This is a genomic window from Campylobacter sp. IFREMER_LSEM_CL292 (assembly GCF_025771615.1).
In the GTDB taxonomy this organism is placed as follows: Bacteria; Campylobacterota; Campylobacteria; order Campylobacterales; family Campylobacteraceae; genus Campylobacter_D; species Campylobacter_D lari_D.
On record NZ_JAKMQP010000007.1, the window covers coordinates 50,355 to 68,458 of the forward strand.

16 protein-coding genes are annotated in these 18,104 nt (G+C 29.8%); 10 read left to right on the forward strand and 6 right to left on the reverse strand.

Translation table 11 applies throughout. The features are described 5' to 3' along the window. Positions 1-44: 44 nt before the first annotated feature. From L8T82_RS05385 to efp, 4 genes are read left to right on the forward strand one after another with little or no spacing between them, the layout of a single operon-like run. Positions 45-1,712 carry a 30S ribosomal protein S1 gene (locus L8T82_RS05385; RefSeq protein WP_263726049.1) on the forward strand — a complete coding sequence of 556 codons (1,668 nt, stop codon included), beginning with the start codon at positions 45-47 and terminating at the stop codon, positions 1,710-1,712. A 6-nt stretch (positions 1,713-1,718) separates the two neighbouring features. Next, positions 1,719-2,198, forward strand: a complete 480-nt coding sequence (locus L8T82_RS05390) for a hypothetical protein (RefSeq protein ID WP_133319893.1) — start codon at positions 1,719-1,721, stop codon at positions 2,196-2,198. Then, positions 2,195-3,775, forward strand: a complete 1,581-nt coding sequence (serA, locus tag L8T82_RS05395; RefSeq protein WP_263726050.1) for a phosphoglycerate dehydrogenase — start codon at positions 2,195-2,197, stop codon at positions 3,773-3,775. Before L8T82_RS05390 ends, serA begins: the two co-directional genes overlap by 4 nt. Positions 3,776-3,835: 60 nt before the next feature. Next, on the forward strand, positions 3,836-4,405 hold the full coding sequence (gene efp / locus L8T82_RS05400) for an elongation factor P (RefSeq protein ID WP_039618934.1): 570 nt from the start codon (positions 3,836-3,838) through the stop codon (positions 4,403-4,405). 17 nt (positions 4,406-4,422) lie between these two features. Here the strand turns inward: efp and uvrB are convergent, their stop codons facing one another. After that, positions 4,423-6,396 carry an excinuclease ABC subunit UvrB gene (gene uvrB / locus L8T82_RS05405; protein WP_133319895.1) on the reverse strand — a complete coding sequence of 658 codons (1,974 nt, stop codon included), beginning with the start codon at positions 6,394-6,396 and terminating at the stop codon, positions 4,423-4,425. Positions 6,397-6,550: 154 nt separating this feature from the next. Here uvrB and L8T82_RS05410 point away from each other — a divergent pair, with 154 nt between their 5' ends. From L8T82_RS05410 to ispG, 6 genes are all read left to right on the forward strand, one after another. Continuing rightward, positions 6,551-6,784, forward strand: coding sequence for a hypothetical protein (locus L8T82_RS05410; RefSeq protein WP_012661890.1), 234 nt, complete (start codon positions 6,551-6,553; stop codon positions 6,782-6,784). Continuing rightward, positions 6,771-7,010, forward strand: coding sequence for a hypothetical protein (locus L8T82_RS05415; protein ID WP_133319896.1), 240 nt, complete (start codon positions 6,771-6,773; stop codon positions 7,008-7,010). The genes L8T82_RS05410 and L8T82_RS05415 overlap by 14 nt, the downstream gene beginning before the upstream one ends. Then, positions 7,011-7,481, forward strand: a complete 471-nt coding sequence (locus tag L8T82_RS05420; protein ID WP_263661199.1) for a type II secretion system protein — start codon at positions 7,011-7,013, stop codon at positions 7,479-7,481. It abuts the gene before it with no gap. Then, positions 7,478-9,322, forward strand: a complete 1,845-nt coding sequence (locus L8T82_RS05425) for a primosomal protein N' (protein ID WP_263691195.1) — start codon at positions 7,478-7,480, stop codon at positions 9,320-9,322. The genes L8T82_RS05420 and L8T82_RS05425 overlap by 4 nt, the downstream gene beginning before the upstream one ends. A 120-nt stretch (positions 9,323-9,442) precedes the next feature. Next, positions 9,443-10,936 carry a C69 family dipeptidase gene (locus tag L8T82_RS05430; protein WP_263726051.1) on the forward strand — a complete coding sequence of 498 codons (1,494 nt, stop codon included), beginning with the start codon at positions 9,443-9,445 and terminating at the stop codon, positions 10,934-10,936. Positions 10,937-10,992: 56 nt separating this feature from the next. Then, positions 10,993-12,057, forward strand: a complete 1,065-nt coding sequence (ispG, locus tag L8T82_RS05435) for a flavodoxin-dependent (E)-4-hydroxy-3-methylbut-2-enyl-diphosphate synthase (protein WP_250322407.1) — start codon at positions 10,993-10,995, stop codon at positions 12,055-12,057. On the opposite strand, the gene L8T82_RS05440 is transcribed toward ispG, so the two are convergent. The 5 genes from L8T82_RS05440 to L8T82_RS05460 all read right to left on the reverse strand — a co-directional run bounded on the left by L8T82_RS05440 (position 12,054) and on the right by L8T82_RS05460 (position 18,072). Next, positions 12,054-13,418: a nicotinate phosphoribosyltransferase gene (locus tag L8T82_RS05440; RefSeq protein WP_263726052.1), complete on the reverse strand. Its 1,365-nt coding sequence runs from the start codon at positions 13,416-13,418 to the stop codon at positions 12,054-12,056. The two genes, ispG and L8T82_RS05440, sit on opposite strands and share 4 nt — an antisense overlap. 21 nt (positions 13,419-13,439) lie before the next feature. Next, positions 13,440-14,546, reverse strand: a complete 1,107-nt coding sequence (gene ftsZ, locus L8T82_RS05445) for a cell division protein FtsZ (protein WP_039626779.1) — start codon at positions 14,544-14,546, stop codon at positions 13,440-13,442. Between the two features lie 11 nt (positions 14,547-14,557). Further along, positions 14,558-15,937 (reverse strand): cell division protein FtsA, encoded by a 1,380-nt coding sequence (gene ftsA, locus L8T82_RS05450; RefSeq protein WP_220566695.1) that lies wholly within the window; start codon positions 15,935-15,937, stop codon positions 14,558-14,560. Next, positions 15,934-17,412: a peptidylprolyl isomerase gene (locus L8T82_RS05455; protein ID WP_263660229.1), complete on the reverse strand. Its 1,479-nt coding sequence runs from the start codon at positions 17,410-17,412 to the stop codon at positions 15,934-15,936. The genes ftsA and L8T82_RS05455 overlap by 4 nt, the downstream gene beginning before the upstream one ends. Positions 17,413-17,493: 81 nt before the next feature. Continuing rightward, positions 17,494-18,072, reverse strand: a complete 579-nt coding sequence (locus L8T82_RS05460) for a class II aldolase and adducin N-terminal domain-containing protein (RefSeq protein ID WP_263659740.1) — start codon at positions 18,070-18,072, stop codon at positions 17,494-17,496. Positions 18,073-18,104: the final 32 nt, after the last annotated feature.

Genomic DNA, 18,104 nt, shown 5'->3' on the forward strand with positions numbered 1-18,104 from the left:
ACAATACTATAATCAAGAATTAAAATTTAAAACAAAGGACCACGATGAGCGAGGTGAACAAAAAAGTTCAAAACAGACTAGAGGATATTATCATAGAAGAAGATTTTGAGCAAATGCTTGAAGAATCTTTTAAGTCTGATGAGGAGGCAACTACACAGGGTATAATTGTCGCGATTAAAGGCGATGAAGTATTTGTAAATGTAGGGCAAAAATCAGAAGGTATTTTAGCAATGGAAGAAATTCAAAACGACAAAGGCGAATTTATCTTCAAAGAAGGCGATACATTAGAAGTTGCTATAGTGGGTTCTCGCGGTGGCAGATCTTTACTTTCTCATAAAAAAGCTTTAAGAAAGCAAAAAGTTAAAGAATTCATTGATAATTATAAAGATGATGAAAGCATGTTTGATGTAAAAATCATTGGTAAAAATAGAGGTGGCTTTGTGGCTGTGGATGAAAATGGAGTAGAATTTTTCTTACCAAAATCACAAAGTAGCTTTAAAGATTCAAATAACATCATCAATAAAACTTTCAAAGTTAAAATCATCAAAATAGATAAAGAAGCTCAAAGCATAGTAGTTTCTAGAAAAAAAATAGTAGATGAGGAAAGAAAAAAACGCAAAGAGATTATCTCAAATGTATTAAATCAAGAAGAAATTATAGAAGGTATTGTTAAAAAAATCACCACCTATGGTATGTTTGTTGATGTAGGCGGTGTTGATGGTTTGGTTCACTATAGTGAAATTTCTTACAAAGGGCCAGTAAATCCTAGTTCATTGTATAATGAGGGCGATAAGGTTCCTGTAAAAGTGATTAAATATGATAAAGATAAAAAACATCTTTCTTTATCTATAAAACTTGCCATGCCTGATCCTTGGGATGAAATTAAAGATGGTTTAGAAGTTGGCGATACTATTAAAGTTACGGTTTCAAATATAGAACCATATGGTGCTTTTGTAGATTTAGGAAATGATATAGAAGGATTTTTACATATAAGTGAAATTTCTTGGGATAAAAATGCTAAAAATCCAAAAGACTATATTAACGAAGGTCAAGAGCTTGATGTGGAAGTGATTGAAATTAATGCTAAAGAAAGAAGGCTTAGGGTTTCTTTAAAAAATTTATTAGCAAAACCTTTTGATGAGTTTTTAAAATCATATAAAGTAGGTGATGTGCTAAAAGGCAGTGTTACTTCCGTGACTAATTTTGGTGCCTTTATAAAAATTGCTAATTTAGAAGGTTTGTTGCATAATGAAGATGCTTCTTGGAATAGAAGTGATAAATGTAAAGATATGTATAAAGTTGGTGATGTTGTAGAAGTTAAAATCATTAAACTAGATAAAGAAAATCAAAAAATTTCTTTAAGTACTAAAGAATTACAAAAAAGTCCTGTTCAAGTTTATGCTCAAAAACACCAAGTAAATGATGTTATTTTTGGTAAAATTAGAGATATTAAAGATTTTGGAGTTTTTGTAGAGCTTGAAGAAGGCGTTGATGCGCTTATTCATAAAGAGGATTTAGGTAATATTGATTTTTCAAGTTTAAAAGTAGGTGATACAATAGAAGCTTTGATTGTTTTCATTGATGAAAAGAAAAATAGAATTCGTTTAAGCGTAAAAAGCCTTGCAAGAATGAAAGAAAGAGAAGCATTAAATGAAATCAATGATAATGACAAAGTAACTTTAGGTGATATTATCAAAGATCAACTTTTATAATAAAAAATGAAAAAATATACCCTTTATGGTATTTTAGGTTTTTTAAGCCTAATTTTATTTATTGCTTTTATTTTTATGGTGAGATATGTAGATATTGGGAATTTACCTATCTCACAAAATGTTAAATATTCTTTTGATGAAATAAAAAAAGAGTTACCACAAACTTGGCAAGATAAACTTTCAAATATTAAAATCAATGATTTTTCTCCAGCAGCAAATGAATTTTATATGAGTTTTAATATGGATGATTCTGTAGTAAAGCCAAAACAAAAATTTTATATGCTCGATGTAAATAAAAATGATGTTTATTCTATGTTTTGTTTAAAGCAAACTCTGCATTCTTTTTTTATCAAATACACTTTAACACAGAGTAAAGATGAAGTGGCAATTTATTTAGATACAAATAATGAAAAAGTATTAAATACACTGATCGACAAATTAAAAATTTACAACATAAATGCAAAATTAAAGGAGGTTTGGTTATGAAAAAAATTATTGTATGTGATGCGATATTAGACAAAGGCGTAGAACTTTTAAGAAAAGCTGATGATGTTGAGCTTATCGAAGCAGCACATTTGCCTAAAGATAAACTTTTAACAAAATTAAATGATGTAGATGTTGCTATTACTAGAAGTTCAACGGATGTGGATTTGAAATTTATCAATGCATGTTCTAATTTAAAAGCTTTAGTTAGAGCAGGCGTTGGGGTTGATAATGTTGATATAGATGAATGCTCTAAAAAAGGCATTATAGTAATGAATGTACCAACGGCTAATACCATAGCAGCAGTTGAGCTTACTATGAATCATTTATTATGCTCTGCAAGATCTTTTGTAAATGCTCATAATTTTTTAAAAATACAAAGAAAATGGGAAAGAGAAAAGTGGTATGGTGTTGAACTTATGAATAAAACTTTAGGAGTTATAGGTTTTGGTAATATAGGTTCAAGAGTGGCTGTACGTGCAAAAGCTTTTGGTATGAAAGTTATAGCTTATGATCCTTATGTGGTAGCTTCTAAAATGACTGATTTGGGTATAGAGTGTGTGAGTTCTTTAGATGTAATCTTAACTCAAAGTGATTTTATTACCATACATACGCCAAAAACAAAAGAAACAACAGATATGATTTCTTTTGAAGAAATTTCTAAAATGAAAGATGGGGTAAGATTGATAAATTGTGCCAGAGGTGGTCTTTATAATGAAGATGCATTGTGTGAAGGTTTAAAAAGTGGTAAAATAGCTTGGCTTGGTATCGATGTGTTTAATAAAGAACCAGCAACTAATCATCCATTTTTAGACTTTGAAAATGTTTCTGTTACTTCTCATCTTGGTGCAAACACTTTAGAAAGTCAAGAAAATATCGCTATCCAAGCATGCGAGCAAGCTTTAAATGCTGCAAGAGGAATTTCTTATCCTAATGCTTTAAATTTACCGATTAAAACTGAAGATTTACCAAGTTTTGTAGCACCTTATATTGAGCTTATTTCCAAAATGGGCTTTTTGGCTGCTCAGCTTGATAAAACTCCTATTAAGGCTATTAAACTTGAGAGCGAAGGACAAATTAGCGAGTATAATGAGTCTTTACTAACTTTTGCAACAGTGAGTGTTTTAAGAGGAATTTTAGGTGAGAATATTAATTATATTAACGCACATTTTGTAGCTAAAGATAAGGGCGTAGAACTTTCTTCTTGTATTCTACCAAGTAGTGGTTATAGTAATAAAATCACTATAAAAGTAATTACAGATAATTCTAACCTTTCTATCTCAGGGACTATTTTTGGTGAAAATGAACAAAGGATAGTAGAGTTAAATGGTTTTGATGTAGATTTTAAACCAAAAGGGAAAATGATAATTTTAAACAATAATGACATACCAGGAGTTATTGCTAATGTTAGCGGAATTTTAGCCAAAAATAATGTCAATATAGCTGATTTTAGACTTGGTAGAAATGGCTTTGGAAAAGCTTTGGCTGTAATTTTGCTTGATACAAAAATTTCAAAAGCTTTGCTTGAGGAATTAAGAGCTATTGATGCTTGTATTTTTGCAGAATATGCAGAAATTTAAGGCTTTTTATAAGCCTTAATTGTTACAATTATTTTTTAATTTTAAGATTAAGGAAAATATATGGCTTCTTATGGAATGGGAGATTTAAAAAAAGGTTTAAAAATAGAAATTGATGGTATTCCTTTTAAAATTGTAGAATATCAACATGTAAAACCAGGAAAAGGTCCTGCTTTTGTTCGTATTAAAATTAAATCTTTTATCGATGGTAAGGTTTTGGAAAAAACTTTCCATGCAGGGGATAAATGTGAATCTCCAAATTTAGAAGAAAAACAAATGCAATATCTATACGATGATGGTGAAAATTGTCAATTTATGGATACCCAAACTTATGAGCAAGTTGCAATTAGCGATGAAGATGTGGGTGAAGCTAAAAAATGGATGCTTGATGGAACCATGGTAGATGTTTTATTTCACAATGGAAAAGCAATTGGTGTGGAAGTACCTCAAGTAATGGAACTTAAAATTATTGAAACAGCGCCAAATTTCAAAGGTGATACTCAAGGCTCAAACAAAAAACCAGCTACTTTAGAAACAGGTGCAGTAGTGCAAATTCCTTTCCATGTATTAGAGGGGGAAGTAATCCGTGTTGATACTGTGCGTGGAGAGTATATAGAAAGAGCAAATAAATAATCCCTTATTTTAAGGGATTATAAAGTTCTTAATTTATTAATTTCATCTCTAAGCATTGCTGCTTTCTCAAACTCAAGATTTTTAGCTGCTTCTAGCATTTGTTTTCTTAATTCTTTTACTATTTTAGCGCGTTCTTTCGCAGGCATTTTTTCAAGTTCTTTGCCTTTACGATAAATTTCTCCTTGTTCAAGCTCATGTTTTAAACTTTCTTCTATGTTTCTTTTTACTGAGGTTGGTGTGATGTTGTGCTTTTTATTATAAGCTTCTTGTAGGGTTCTTCTTTCATTGGTAGTATCGATAGCTTCTTGCATAGATTTTGTGATTTTTTTAGCAAAAAGCAATACTTTTCCATTGACATTTCTAGCCGCGCGTCCCATCGTTTGAATGAGTGCAGTGGTGCTTCTTAAAAAGCCTTCCTTGTCTGCATCCATAATCGCTATAAGGGAAACTTCAGGTAAATCAAGTCCTTCTCTTAAAAGATTAATCCCGATTAAAATATCAAAAGCACCACTTCTTAAACCACGGATGATTTCATTGCGCTCAATTGCATCAATTTCTGAGTGCATGTATTTTACTTTTAAGCCAAGTTCCAAGTAGTATTTACTAAGCTCTTCAGCCATTTTTTTAGTTAAAACGGTTATTAAAACTCTTTCATTACGCTCTATAACTTTTTTAGCTTCATCGTATAAAATTTCTACTTGATTTTCACTATCTTTGATTTCTATTTTAGGATCTAAAAGCCCTGTTGGACGCATGATTTGATAAAAAATATTTTCTTTGCTTAATTCTAGTTCTAAAGGTGCAGGTGTGGCTGAAACAAATAAAAATTTACAATTTTTATTAATAAATTCATCAAACATCAAAGGTCTATTATCTAAGGCACTTGGCAAGCGAAAACCATAATCAACCAAAGTTTGCTTTCTGCTTCTATCCCCTGCAAACATTCCGCGAAATTGTGGTAAAGATACATGAGATTCATCTACAATGACTAAAAAATCTTGATTTTTAATGGCAAAATAATCAAAAAGCGTATAAGGTGTATCGCCACTCTTAAGCCCTGTTAAATGCAAGGCATAATTTTCAACTCCTTTGCACATACCAGTACTTTGAAGCATTTCAAGGTCAAATTCTACCCTTTGTTTTAGTCTTTGTGCTTCTACGAGTTTATTTTCATTTTCAAAATAAGCAAGGCGTTTATTTAATTCAGCTTTTATACCTTTTATAGCCTCTTTAAGTCTAGCTTCACCTACGCTAAATTGACTAGTTGGATAAAGTATAAATTTTTTTAAGTCTTTACCTTTTTTATTTTCTAAGATATTATAATGATACATCGCCTCAAGTTCATCGCCAAAAAATTCAAGTCTAATAGCTTCATCCTCATAATAAGCTGGATATATATCTACTATATCTCCATTGACTCTAAAATCAGCTCTGTCAAAGAAATTATCATTGCGTTTATAACCCATATCTACAAGTTTTTTTAAAAGTTCTTTTTGATTTATTTGCATATTAAGCTCTAAAATCAAAACCATACCCACATACTCACTTGGATTTCCCAAACCATAATTTGCTGAAACACTAGCTATGCAAATAACATCATCATAACTTAAAAGCGAAGCACTTGCGCTTAGTCTTAATCTTTCTAAGTCTTCATTAGTAGAGCTGTCTTTTTCTATAAAAACATCGGTTCTTGGTATATAAGCCTCGGGTTGATAATAATCATAATAGCTTATAAAATACTCCACATGATTATTTGCAAAAAAGCCTTTAAATTCACTATAAAGTTGCGCGCATAAGCTTTTATTGTGGCTCATGATAAGAGTAGGCATGTTTAAGTTTTTAATGATATTTGCCATAGTGAAAGTTTTTCCACTACCTGTAACACCTAGCAAGGTTTGGTATTTATTGCCTGCTTTAATGCTTTTTACTATACCATCAATAGCTTGCTTTTGATCAGGACTTGGCTTAAATTCGCTAGTAAGTTCAAACATAATTTTTCCTAACTTGTATTTTTACTAATTTTACACAAAATTTTTTCTAAAAATTTAAATTTTAAAACAAAAAGCTATGCAAAATTAAATTTTTTTTTGTTACAATATGTGTTTAAAATACTCTAAAATATAAAATCAATAAAGGCAAAAAATTATGTATGATGAAAGAATAATCAACACAATGACAGATAAAGTAAATGAGCTTTTGGCTAAATATAATGAAGTATGTGAAATAAATGAAAATTTAAGAAATGAATTAGTAAGCGTAAAAGCACAAAATGAAGCTAAAAACAATCAAATTGCGCGTTTGGAAGAAGAGCTTAAAAATAAAAATATTGAAAGTGAAGATGTGATCAAAAAAATAGAGGCAGTTCTTGGCAAACAATAATCAAAGAAAAGTTACAATCAATGTCTATGCAAAAGACTTTGTTGTAACATGCAGTAATGAATTTGCGAATCATCTTGAAGATGAGATTGCTTTAATTTCTGGAGGCACAGGTAAGATAGAACTTGCAAATTTCATTAATGCTTTTGTAAAACTTAGCTATGAAAATTATATCTTAAAAAAAGAACTCAACAAACTTATAAACACTATCGATGAAGAAATACAATAAATGCAAGTAAAAAAAGCTTTTACTTTAGTAGAGCTTATTTTTTGTATGATGATTATTGCTATTCTTAGCACAATTGCTTATCCGTATTTTTCTTTTGGAAAAAATGATGCTAAACTTATCCAAGCAAAAAGTGAGGTAGAGCTCATTAATGCTTCTTTGGCCTTACTCAAAAATCAGTTTTTATTTAAAGAAAGTAAGGATTTTCCAGCCATTTTAGATGAAGCTTTGATAAATAGTGAAAATCAAAAATTATTTTTTTGTGATAGTTTGCAAAATTACAAAAAAACAAATCATTGTACATATAGTGTATTAGATAAGCCAATTGTTTCAAGTAAAAAATCATGGATGAAAATAGCAAATACTCAATATAGATTTTTTATAAATGCTAAAAATTACATAGATTTTTCTTATAATAGTGAAAAAGTTTTTTTAGAATGTGTGAGTTTAAATTGTAAGGATTATGGGTTTTGAATTTTTATCAACTTGCTGTAAAAGGATATTATTTAGATACCTTAATTTATGAAAGTGAAGAAGAAATTGAAATTTTAGATGAAGTGATAGTTGATCTTGCAAGGAAAAAAAATCTCAAAGCTATAATTTTACAAAAATGTTCAAAGCCTGATTTTAAAACCCAAGCTATAAAAGAAAAAACAGGTTTTAAACTAACGCAATATCAATACGAACTTGCTCAATTTATTGCTTATTATTATGCTAGTAAAATAGCTTTTGTTTTGGGTATGTTTGAAAGCATTAAAGAGTATAAAAATGAAAAAATTCATATAGAAAAAGCACCTAGTTTAAGTAAAAACCAGCAAGAGGCTTTGGAATTTATAAAAACTAAACAAACTAGTTTATTATTTGGCGATACAGGAAGTGGTAAAACTGAAATTTATATTAGCTTGATAAAAGAATATCTAGAGCAAGGAAAGCAAGTTTTGCTTTTAATGCCAGAAATCGCTCTAACTCCGCAAATGCAAAAAAGATTAAAAGTGTATTTTGGCGAGCATTTTTTCTTGTGGCATTCTAAAATTACTAAGAAAAAAAAGCAAGAATATTTGCAAGATTTAACAAATTCAAAAGCTCTTTTAGTGGTGGGAGCTAGATCGGCTTTGTTTTTACCTTTTAAGAATTTGGGTTTGATTATTATTGATGAAGAGCATGATAATTCTTATAAAGCTTCTAATAATCCAAAAATCAATGCAAGGGATTTGGCTTTATTTGTAGCAAGAAAAATGCATATAAAAGTTCTTTTAGGTTCGGCTACCCCAAGTGTTGTAAGTTATTACAAACATCCTTGTTTTAGACTTAAAGGAACCTTTTTTGAAAGCAAAAAGCAGTTTTTATATGATGAGAGCGAGCTTAGTGTCTCGTCAAAATTGCTTTTAGAATTAAAAATTAGCTTAAGAAATAAAAAGCAAGCCGTGGTATTTTTACCTACAAGGGCAAATTTTAGACAAATTTTATGCAAAGAATGCACTAATACCATTAAATGTCCTTTTTGTTCTATTGCTTTGAGTTTACATAAAAATAAAAATGCATTAAAATGTCATTATTGCAATTTTACTAAAGAAATTGATCAAACTTGTCCAACCTGCAATGGAGTTATGCTTGAAGCTAAAAAAATGGGCACAGCAGAGCTTTGTGAGCTTTTAGAAAAAGAATTAGCCGAGTTTAATCCTATCATAAAAAGATTTGATAGTGATGAGATTAGCAGTGTAAAAAAGCTTGATATGATTTTAAAAGATTTTAACCAAGAAAAAATTGATATTTTAGTAGGCACTTCTATGCTTGCTAAAGGACATGATTATCATAATGTGGATTTGAGTGTGATTTTGGGGCTTGATGAGTATTTATTTAGACCTAATTTTAAAGCTTTAGAAGAGACTTTGGCTCTTGCTATGCAAGTAGCAGGTCGTGCAGGTCGTAAGGGTGAGGGTAGGGTGCTTTTACAAACTAAGAATAGATCTTTTTTTGAAAAATATATACAAGATTATGATAGCTTTTTAAAAGATGAATTAAATTCTAGAAGTGAGCTTTACCCTCCATTTAAAAGACTTTTAAGGCTAATTATTGAAGATGAGGATAAAAACAAAGCTTTAAATTTATGTGAATTTATAGCTAATAAAGTTCAAGAATTAAAACAAGTGCAATTAGTAGGCCATGGTGCTTGTGGTATTGAAATGCTAAATAAAAAATGGCGTTTTTATGTATTATTGCGTGCTAATACTCACCAAGAGCTTGTAAAGTTTGAGCATTTTGCTTTAAATTTTAAAAATATTACTTGCGATATAGATCCGGTTGACTTTTCTTAAAAAATATATTTATTTATAAATAATTATTATTTTATAATAAAAACAATATTTTATTTTTAATTTTAAATTTATTTTGATAAGAATATACTTTTTTAATTTCTTAAATTTAAAGGAGAGAAAATGAAAAAGTTTAGTTTTCTTACAAACTGTGTACTTTTTGGTGCTTTGCTCAATAATACTTTAGCTTGCACTACTATTTTAGTGCCAAATGAAGCAAGCAAAGATGGCTCTATGTTGGTTGCAAGAAGTGCTGATAGTAAAGCAGATAAAGCACAGATTTTTTTAATCCATCCAAGAGTTGAAAACCAAAAAGGTATTTATAGTACTAAAGCACATCAAGGAATGAATGATTTTACTTACCCTTTACCTGCTAAATCTTTTCAATATAGTACTATAGCTAATTGGCAAAGTAAATTACATGGTGCTACTGGTTTTAATGAAAAGGGTGTTGGGATAAGTGCTACTGAATCAATTTATGCAAAAGATGAGCTTTTAAAATTTGATCCTTATAATGAGAAAAATGGCATTAGTGAAGATGATATTTTAGATGTTTTGCTTCCAAGAATTAAAAGTGCAAAAGAAGGTGTTTTATTATTAGGCGATATTATAGAAAAACAAGGTGCTGCTGAGGGCTTTGGAGTGGCTTTTGTGGATTCTAAAGAAATTTGGTATTTAGAAAGTGCTACAGCACATCAGTGGATGGCTGTAAAAATTCCTAATAATTCGTATTTTGTTAGCGCAAACCAGGGTAGGTTGAAGCAATTAAAATTTAACGATGAAAATACCTTGCATTCTAAAAATTTAATAAATTTTGCCGTCATTCATAAAGCGTATAATCCTAAAGTAGATAAGGATTTTGATTTTTTTAAAGTTTATACAAGAAATGATGATAGAGATTTAACTTATAATTATCCTAGAGTTTGGTGGATACAAAAAATGTTTAATCCATCTTTAAATCAAGATGTAAAAAATGGTGCTAATTTTAATGTGTTTTTAGAACCTGAACAGAAACTTAGTGTGGATGATTTAAAAAAAGCTTTAAGATCGCACTATGATAGAACAAAATATGATCCATACTCAAATTTCAATGAAGATGAAAATATTTATCGTGTTGTGAGTGTGTTTAGAACTTATGAATCTCATATCATGCAAGTTAGACCGTGGCTTCCTAAAGAGATAGGCAGGTTAAATTATGTCGCAATAGGAATGGCTGATTTGAGTGTGTATTTGCCTTATTATTTTGGTAATGATGAATTTATTGCAGGTTATCAACAAGGAACAAATGAAGCTGATGATGAATCAATTTATTGGATTTATCGCAAGTTACAAACTCTTGTAATGAGTGATTATAATAAGTATGCACCTATTGTAAAAAATGCTTATGCTAAATTTGAAAAAGACACATCTTTAAAACAAGAAGCTATGGAAAAAGAATATTTAAGTCTTTATAAAAAAGATAAGAATAAAGCAAAGCAAATTTTAGTTGATTTTTCATTACAAAATCAAAAGGAAGCTAAAAAACTTACCCAAGATTTAACAAATCAAATTTTTACCCTTTTAACAAGAGATACAGATGTAAAATATAAATCTCTTAATAAAAATAAAAAAGATTAATGATATAGCCCATTTTTGGGCTATAATACTCTAAAAATATTTTTAGAGTGATTTTAATGACAAGATATAAAACAAGACAAATAAAAGTAGGCGATGTTTTAATAGGTGGTGATGCACCTATTTCTGTGCAATCCATGCTTTTTACTAAAACAAGAGATATTGAAGGTTGTTTAGAGCAACTTAATAGGCTTTATTTTGCCGGTGCAAATATAGTGCGTTTAGCTTGTTTGGACATGGCAGATGCAAGAGCTTTAAAAGAAATCAAAGCAAAAAGTCCCTTGCCTTTAATAGTGGATATACATTTTAATCATAAGCTAGCAGTTTTTTGTGCTGAATTTATCGATGGGGTGAGAATTAATCCGGGAAATATAGGCTCAAAAGAAAATATAAAAGAAGTGGTGCAAGCTTGTAAACAAAGAAAAATTCCTATTAGAATAGGGGTAAATCATGGCTCTATAGAAAAGCAATTTAGCGATAAATATGGTTATAATATAGAGGCTATGCTTGAGAGCGCTTTATATAATATAAAATTACTAGAAGATTTAGACTTTTTTGACATTAAAATTTCTATGAAAACTTCAGATGTGCAAAATACCATAAAAGCTTATGAAGCTCTAAGACCACTTTGTGATTATCCGTTTCATTTAGGGGTTACTGAAGCAGGAACTAAATTTCATAGTACTGTTAAAAGTTCGATTGCCTTAGGAAATTTGCTTTTAAAAGGTATAGGCGATACAATGAGAGTTTCTATGACAGGGGAACTTGAAGAAGAGATTAAAGTAGCAAGAGCGATTTTGCAAGATAGTGGAGTGCAAAAGAGTGGAGTAAATATCATCTCATGCCCAACTTGTGGAAGAATTCAAAGCGATTTGATTAAAGCGATTAAGATAGTAGAAGAAAAAACTAAACATATAAAAGAACCATTAAATATAAGTGTTATGGGTTGTGTTGTAAATGCCTTGGGTGAGGCTAAGGGCGCTGATGTGGCTATTGCTTTTGGAAAAAATCAAGGTTTAGTTATAAGACATGGTGAAGTGGTGGCAAAATTAAAAGAAGATGAGCTTGTTGATAGATTTTTACTTGAAGTAGAAGATGAAGTAAAACTTAGAGAAAAAGATTAATTTTTTTCTAAGTAAGTTTTTTGCATATTTTGTAATTTTTTAGAAATTTTTACTTTATAAATACTTGGATTTTGAAGTTTTTTTAGTTTAAAATCCAAACTATCAACACTTTTTTTATGATACTCTTGAATATTTTTCAAGTTAGGAAGCCCATAGATTAATTTTCCATCTTTAAAAATAAGCTCATGTAAATTTTTATATGTATAACCTTGATAATTTTTGATACTCTCATCATGTGTATATAAAATATCAAAACTTGCTTTATTGTTTTTATAATACCTTATGAGTTTTTTAAAATGTGGCAAGGTTGTTTTACTTGAGCTTGCGCTGATTTTTATTTTAGGGATGATTTGATTGTTTTTTTCTAATGCAACAAGCTTATAAACAGCTCCAAAAATAGGCGAGCTTGCTGAAGTAATAAGCTTTTCTCCAATACCAAAAGCATCGATTGGAGCTTTGTTTTTTAGTAATTTTTCTATGATGAACTCATCTAAGGCATTACTAGCTATGATTTTGCATTTTGTTAAGTTAGCAAGATCTAGTTTTTTTCTAATATATTTAGAGATTTTCAGCAAATCTCCTGAATCAATACGGATGGAATAATTTTGCATAGAATCTTGCGCATTTAACTCATTAAAAACTAAAATAGCATTTTCAATACCTTTTTTATAATCATATGTATCAATCAAAAGACTTATATTATCTTTATAAATTTGACAATATGCTCTAAAAGCACTTAGCTCATCATCAAACATTTGTACCCAAGCATGAGACATGGTTCCGCTAATAGGAATATTAAATTTTCTCCCAGCTAAAGTACAAGCACTTGCATGAAAACCACCTATAAAAGCAGCTCTAGCACCATTTAAAGCCGCACTTTCTCCATGGGCTCTGCGAGAGCCAAATTCTAAGAGTAATTTTTCTTTTGCAATTTGAGCAATTCTACTAGCTTTAGTGGCAATTAGACATTGATGATTTAGAGTTAAAAGTATGAAAGTTTCTAATAATAAAGCTTCTATTATAGGTGCTTTGATAATCATTAAAGGTGTATTAGCAAAAATACATTCACCTTCTTTAACACTTAGTATATCTCCACTAAATTTTAAAGTTGAAAGGTAGTTTACAAAATCATCATCAAATTTTTTAGTATTTTTCAAAAAATCTATGTCATCTTTAGAGAAAGAAAAATGATTAATATGATTTATGATTTGCTCTAATCCACAAAAAATAGCATAAGAAGCACTATCAGGAGCTTTTCTAAAAAAAACTTCAAAATAAACAATCTGCTTATGCATATTTTGTTTAAAATAAGCATAAGCCATACTTAGTTCGTAAAAATCACATAATAATGAAGAATTCATATAAGGATTTTTACTTACAAATTAATCCATTTGACGACGCAAGAAAGCAGGAACATCAAGTTGAGAAATCACTTCCTCATCAAACCCACCGCTAGCTTTGCGCAAATTCATATAGCTATTTTTTTTACTTTCTTCTTGTTCTTTAGCACTTTCTATTTCAGCTTTATCTTCAAAACCTGTAGCAATGATAGTTACTTCAACACGATCGCCCATGCTTTCATCAGTAGTTGCACCAAAGATTACTTTTGCATTTTCATCTGCTATATCGCTAATGCTTTGAGTAGCTTGTGAAATTTCTATCAATGAGCATTCAGGTCCAATTTTATAATGGATGATTACGCCTTTAACACCTTTCATAGTCATACCATCTAATAATGGAGATTCTATAGCGCTTGATAATGCGTCCATGATAGCATTTTCACCTTCTCCATGACCCACACCCATTAAAGCTAAACCTCTATGGCTCATAACAGTTCTAACATCTGCAAAGTCAACATTGATATCACCATCTTCTAAAAGAATAGACACCATACCTCTAACAGCTCTAGCTAAGATATCATCAACTAGTTTGAATGCTTCTTTTATACCTGCTTTTTTTGGAAGTATGCTAAGAAGTTTTTCATTTTGGATTACAATGATAGAATCACTTTCTTTTTTTAATTCAGCCAAGCCAGCTTCAGCTAATTTTTTTCTTTGTTTTCCTTCAAAAGCAAAAGGCATAGTTACAACCGAAACAGTTAATGCGCCTACTTCTTTAGCAGCTTGTGCTACAACAGGAGCTGCACCTGTACCAGTTCCACCACCAAGTCCTGCTGAAATGAATACTATATCACTTTGACTTAAAGCTGCTTTTACTTCTTCAAAGCTTTCTCTTGCACTTTCTGCTCCAATTTCTGGTTGCATTCCAGCACCTAAACCTTTAGTTTTTTTCTCACCTAGTTGAATTCTAGTTTTTGCTAAAGATTTTGCTATAGCTTGTGCATCAGTATTTGCTGAGATAAGATCAAGATCATGTAGGCCCATATTTACCATATGATCTATCATATTACCACCACCACCACCGCAGCCTATGACTTTTATTTTTGCACCTTTTGCGTGTTGCATTTCTTCTACTAGATATTCGCTCATTGTATCTCCTATTAGAACTGGTTTATTAATTTATTCCAAAAATTATGCATAAAACTTGATTTTTTATCTTTTTTGGTTTCAACTTTTGTTAATTCTGTTTTTTCATCTTCAAAATCTCTCTGTTCTTGAAAAATTTCTTCAAAATTTTTATTTTCTTCTTCATGTTCTTCTATGGTGAGATTTTGTTTTATCTGTTTGTTGATAAATTCAGGCTCTCCTTTGTATCTTAGTTTTTCATTAGAATCTAATTCATAAGGAGTAAAATGTCCACCACCATATAAACAAAGACCTATAGCGCAGCTATTTTCTGCATCTTCAAAAATTTCTTTAAAGCCATCCATAGTATCTTTTTTTGCGGTCGCTATTCTAACAGCTTTATTATCAAAATAAGCTGAAGCAAGTTTGTCAAGTCCTGCAAATTTTGTCATTCCACCTGTTAATACTATGCCTGCTCCTGCTTGATTTGCACAAGCATTATCACTTAGCATTTTAGCCAAAATAATAATAGTTTCTTCAATTCTTGCATAAATAACATTAGATATAACTTCTACTGAAACTTCATTTTTTCTTTTTTCATCACCCATATATGGAATTTGTATAATTGAGTTTTCATTTTGTGCTAAAGATGCATAATTTAATTTTAGTTTTTCTGCTTCTTTTGGTGGGGTATGCAAAGCTATGGATAAATCATTAGTGATATTTACTGAACCAATTTGTAAGCATTCATTATATCGTATAGAATTACCCGCATGAATGACCATATCACAAACTGCTCCACCCATATCGATTAAAATAGCACCTAATTCTTTTTCACTATCATCAAAGCATGCGATAGAAGAAGCATATCCTGAAAGAACGATATTATCTACTCTAAGATCAGCAAGCTCAACTGCTTTTTTTAGATTTTTAATATGCACTTCTTGTGAGATTACAATATGTGTAGAAACTTCAAGACGATTTCCACTCATTCCCAAAGGATCTTCTACATGCTCAAGATCATTTACTTTAAAATTATAAGGCAATACATGAATGATTTCATATCCACTAGGTATATTTGCGGTATGTTTTGCTGTGCTTACTGCTCTGTGAATTTCTTTAATACCTATTTCATGATTTGGTATATTAACTACACCTATACTGTCTACACTTTTTGCATAAGCACCTGAAATAGATACAATTACTTTATCATAATGTACACCTGACATCATTTGTGCATCGGCTACTGCCTCTTCTATAGATTTTGAAGCAAGCTCTATATTCGTAATTGCTCCTTTTTTTATACCATTTGATTTTGATTTTCCAAAACCAATGATTTTAAGTCCTTCTTCGCTTTTTTGTGCCAAAATAGCACAAGTTTGTATTGAGCCTAAATCAATTCCTAAAATATTCAATTTGTATTTCCTTTATAATAGCGTTGGATTGGATATAATTCTATAAGTTTTTTTAATAATTCTTCCTTAAGTAAAGCTTGTTTGGTTTGTTTGGCACTTTGTTCTATGATAAATTTATAAATTTCTTCTTTATCTTTGTTTTCTAGAGTTTGCTTTGTAATTTCATAAACTATTGCTTTATCATCAAATAAAACATAAGATTTAGCTTTATTTGAGTCAAATACATGCATTAAAAACTCACTAAATTCAGCATCATTTATCATTTCACCTACTTTTGCTCCTTTACTTGAGTCGCGACTATAAGTTCCTATATCTATGCCTTGGAAATTATTTAGGGCAAGCTTTGCTTTTTCTTCTAATAAAGTTTTAGTTTTTTCTCTGATGTAAAGTTTGCTCACTTCATTTTTGGCTTGCTCAAAAGTCATAGTCTGTATAGGATTTATTTTTATAAGTTTTGCAATCATATAGCCATTTTCAAATTTAAAAGGCTTAATAAAATCATTTTCTTTAGCTTTTTGTATGTTTTCTAAAGGGTAATAAATATCAGCATCGCTTATTGTGATGTTTTTGTCAAAACTAAGCTCGTTTTTTCTCAAAGCAACATAGCTTTCATTAGCTTTAAGTTTAAGCTTGGAAAGTTTTAAATCTTTTATAACTTTATCTTTGCTTTGTTCTAAGCTTAGAATTTTTCCTGCAAAATCTTTATAGTCATTTTTATTTTCTTCATAGTAAGCTTGAATTTCTTTATCAACAACTGTGATTGTATTAGGATCTAAAAAATAAGTTGCAAGCTCATAGCTTTTTTGTGTTTTATATAGGTTTTTGTTTTTTTCCCAAGTTTGTTTTAGTTCTTTTTCATCAATAGGAATATTTTTATTATCAAGTTTTATTATTTGAATTTTTAAATTATCTTGCATTAAAAAACTTGCACCAAACATATCAAGCTCATTTTGTTTGATTTGTAAATTTAAAATAGCATTGATTTTTTTAAGCAATAATTCATCATGGATAATTTTTTCATAAGCTTTTGGTGTATAGTTGTTTCTTGCAAGTAAATTATAATATAAATCTTTATCAAAAACACCTGAAGCATTATGAAAAATTTTTTGATGCGCTAAATCATAAGCAATTTCTTCTTCGCTTACATTTAAACCTAAAGTTTTAGCATAAGAAAGTAGAAGTTTTTCTTGTATAAGTTCATTGATAGCTTGAGTATCTAAGCCATCTTTTTGTGCTTGTTCTTGTGTATAATTGCCATTGTTTAATTGTGAGTAGTAGTTAAATAATTGAGAATATTTTAGATTGAATTCATCATAGCTTATTTTTTCATCGCCTACTTTTGCAACAGAATTTGATCTATCGGTGTTAAAATCATAACTTCCCCAGCCAACAAAACCTGCTCCAACAAAAGCAATAACACTAATCCAAATAGTAATAACTAAATATTTTTTATGATGCTGCATCCAAGTGAGCATTTTTACCCCAATCCATAATTAATTAAATTAAACCATAAATTATAGGTAATTTGTGATTAATAAAAAATTAATTTTATGATTTTATGATAAATTTGTCTCTGCTAGATGGATAATTTTACAAGAATTCTCGATTAAATCTATTATTTTTCCAAGTTCATAGCTTGTTCTTCCATAAGCAAATATTCCATATCCTTTCACAACGACAAAATTTTGTTTTTGTTCTAACATATAACGATAAATTTCAGTTTGTGATCTATCATCCCAATCCTCATAACTTTTAGGATTGTAAACTCGAATTTCTTCTAAAAAAATTTCTCCAAAATAATCTTGAGGTGTTATGAAATCATGATTTAAACTCATGGATAAGGTATAAGCTGGATAAGCAAAACATACGAATTTAGCTTCAGGTATATTTTCATATATGCTTTTATGTATTTCACTATCGCTGCTTGCTTCATCCCAGCTATAATCTTTTGCAAATTTTAAGATACTTAAATTTTTTTCATCTAATTGATTCAAAAAAGCATTGCTTTTGTTGATAATAAATGAGCCTTGGGAAAGTTTTGCTGAAACAGAACCATGGCAAATTCCAAAAAAATTTTTTTTAAACATTGATGAGGATAGAATTTGAATTTGGGAGATAATATTTTCTTTATTCATTAAAAACCTTGTTTTAAACTTAGCTAAGGTAT

Coding starts and splice junctions, on each gene's coding strand:
- L8T82_RS05440 (WP_263726052.1), bottom strand. CDS start 13,418: ATGAATTCTTCATTATTATGTGATTTTTACGAACTAAGTATGGCTTAT.
- uvrB (WP_133319895.1), bottom strand. CDS start 6,396: ATGTTTGAACTTACTAGCGAATTTAAGCCAAGTCCTGATCAAAAGCAA.
- L8T82_RS05420 (WP_263661199.1), top strand. CDS start 7,011: ATGCAAGTAAAAAAAGCTTTTACTTTAGTAGAGCTTATTTTTTGTATG.
- L8T82_RS05385 (WP_263726049.1), top strand. CDS start 45: ATGAGCGAGGTGAACAAAAAAGTTCAAAACAGACTAGAGGATATTATC.
- L8T82_RS05460 (WP_263659740.1), bottom strand. CDS start 18,072: ATGAATAAAGAAAATATTATCTCCCAAATTCAAATTCTATCCTCATCA.
- ftsZ (WP_039626779.1), bottom strand. CDS start 14,546: ATGAGCGAATATCTAGTAGAAGAAATGCAACACGCAAAAGGTGCAAAA.
- L8T82_RS05410 (WP_012661890.1), top strand. CDS start 6,551: ATGTATGATGAAAGAATAATCAACACAATGACAGATAAAGTAAATGAG.
- L8T82_RS05430 (WP_263726051.1), top strand. CDS start 9,443: ATGAAAAAGTTTAGTTTTCTTACAAACTGTGTACTTTTTGGTGCTTTG.
- efp (WP_039618934.1), top strand. CDS start 3,836: ATGGCTTCTTATGGAATGGGAGATTTAAAAAAAGGTTTAAAAATAGAA.
- L8T82_RS05390 (WP_133319893.1), top strand. CDS start 1,719: ATGAAAAAATATACCCTTTATGGTATTTTAGGTTTTTTAAGCCTAATT.
- L8T82_RS05455 (WP_263660229.1), bottom strand. CDS start 17,412: ATGCTCACTTGGATGCAGCATCATAAAAAATATTTAGTTATTACTATT.
- serA (WP_263726050.1), top strand. CDS start 2,195: ATGAAAAAAATTATTGTATGTGATGCGATATTAGACAAAGGCGTAGAA.
- ispG (WP_250322407.1), top strand. CDS start 10,993: ATGACAAGATATAAAACAAGACAAATAAAAGTAGGCGATGTTTTAATA.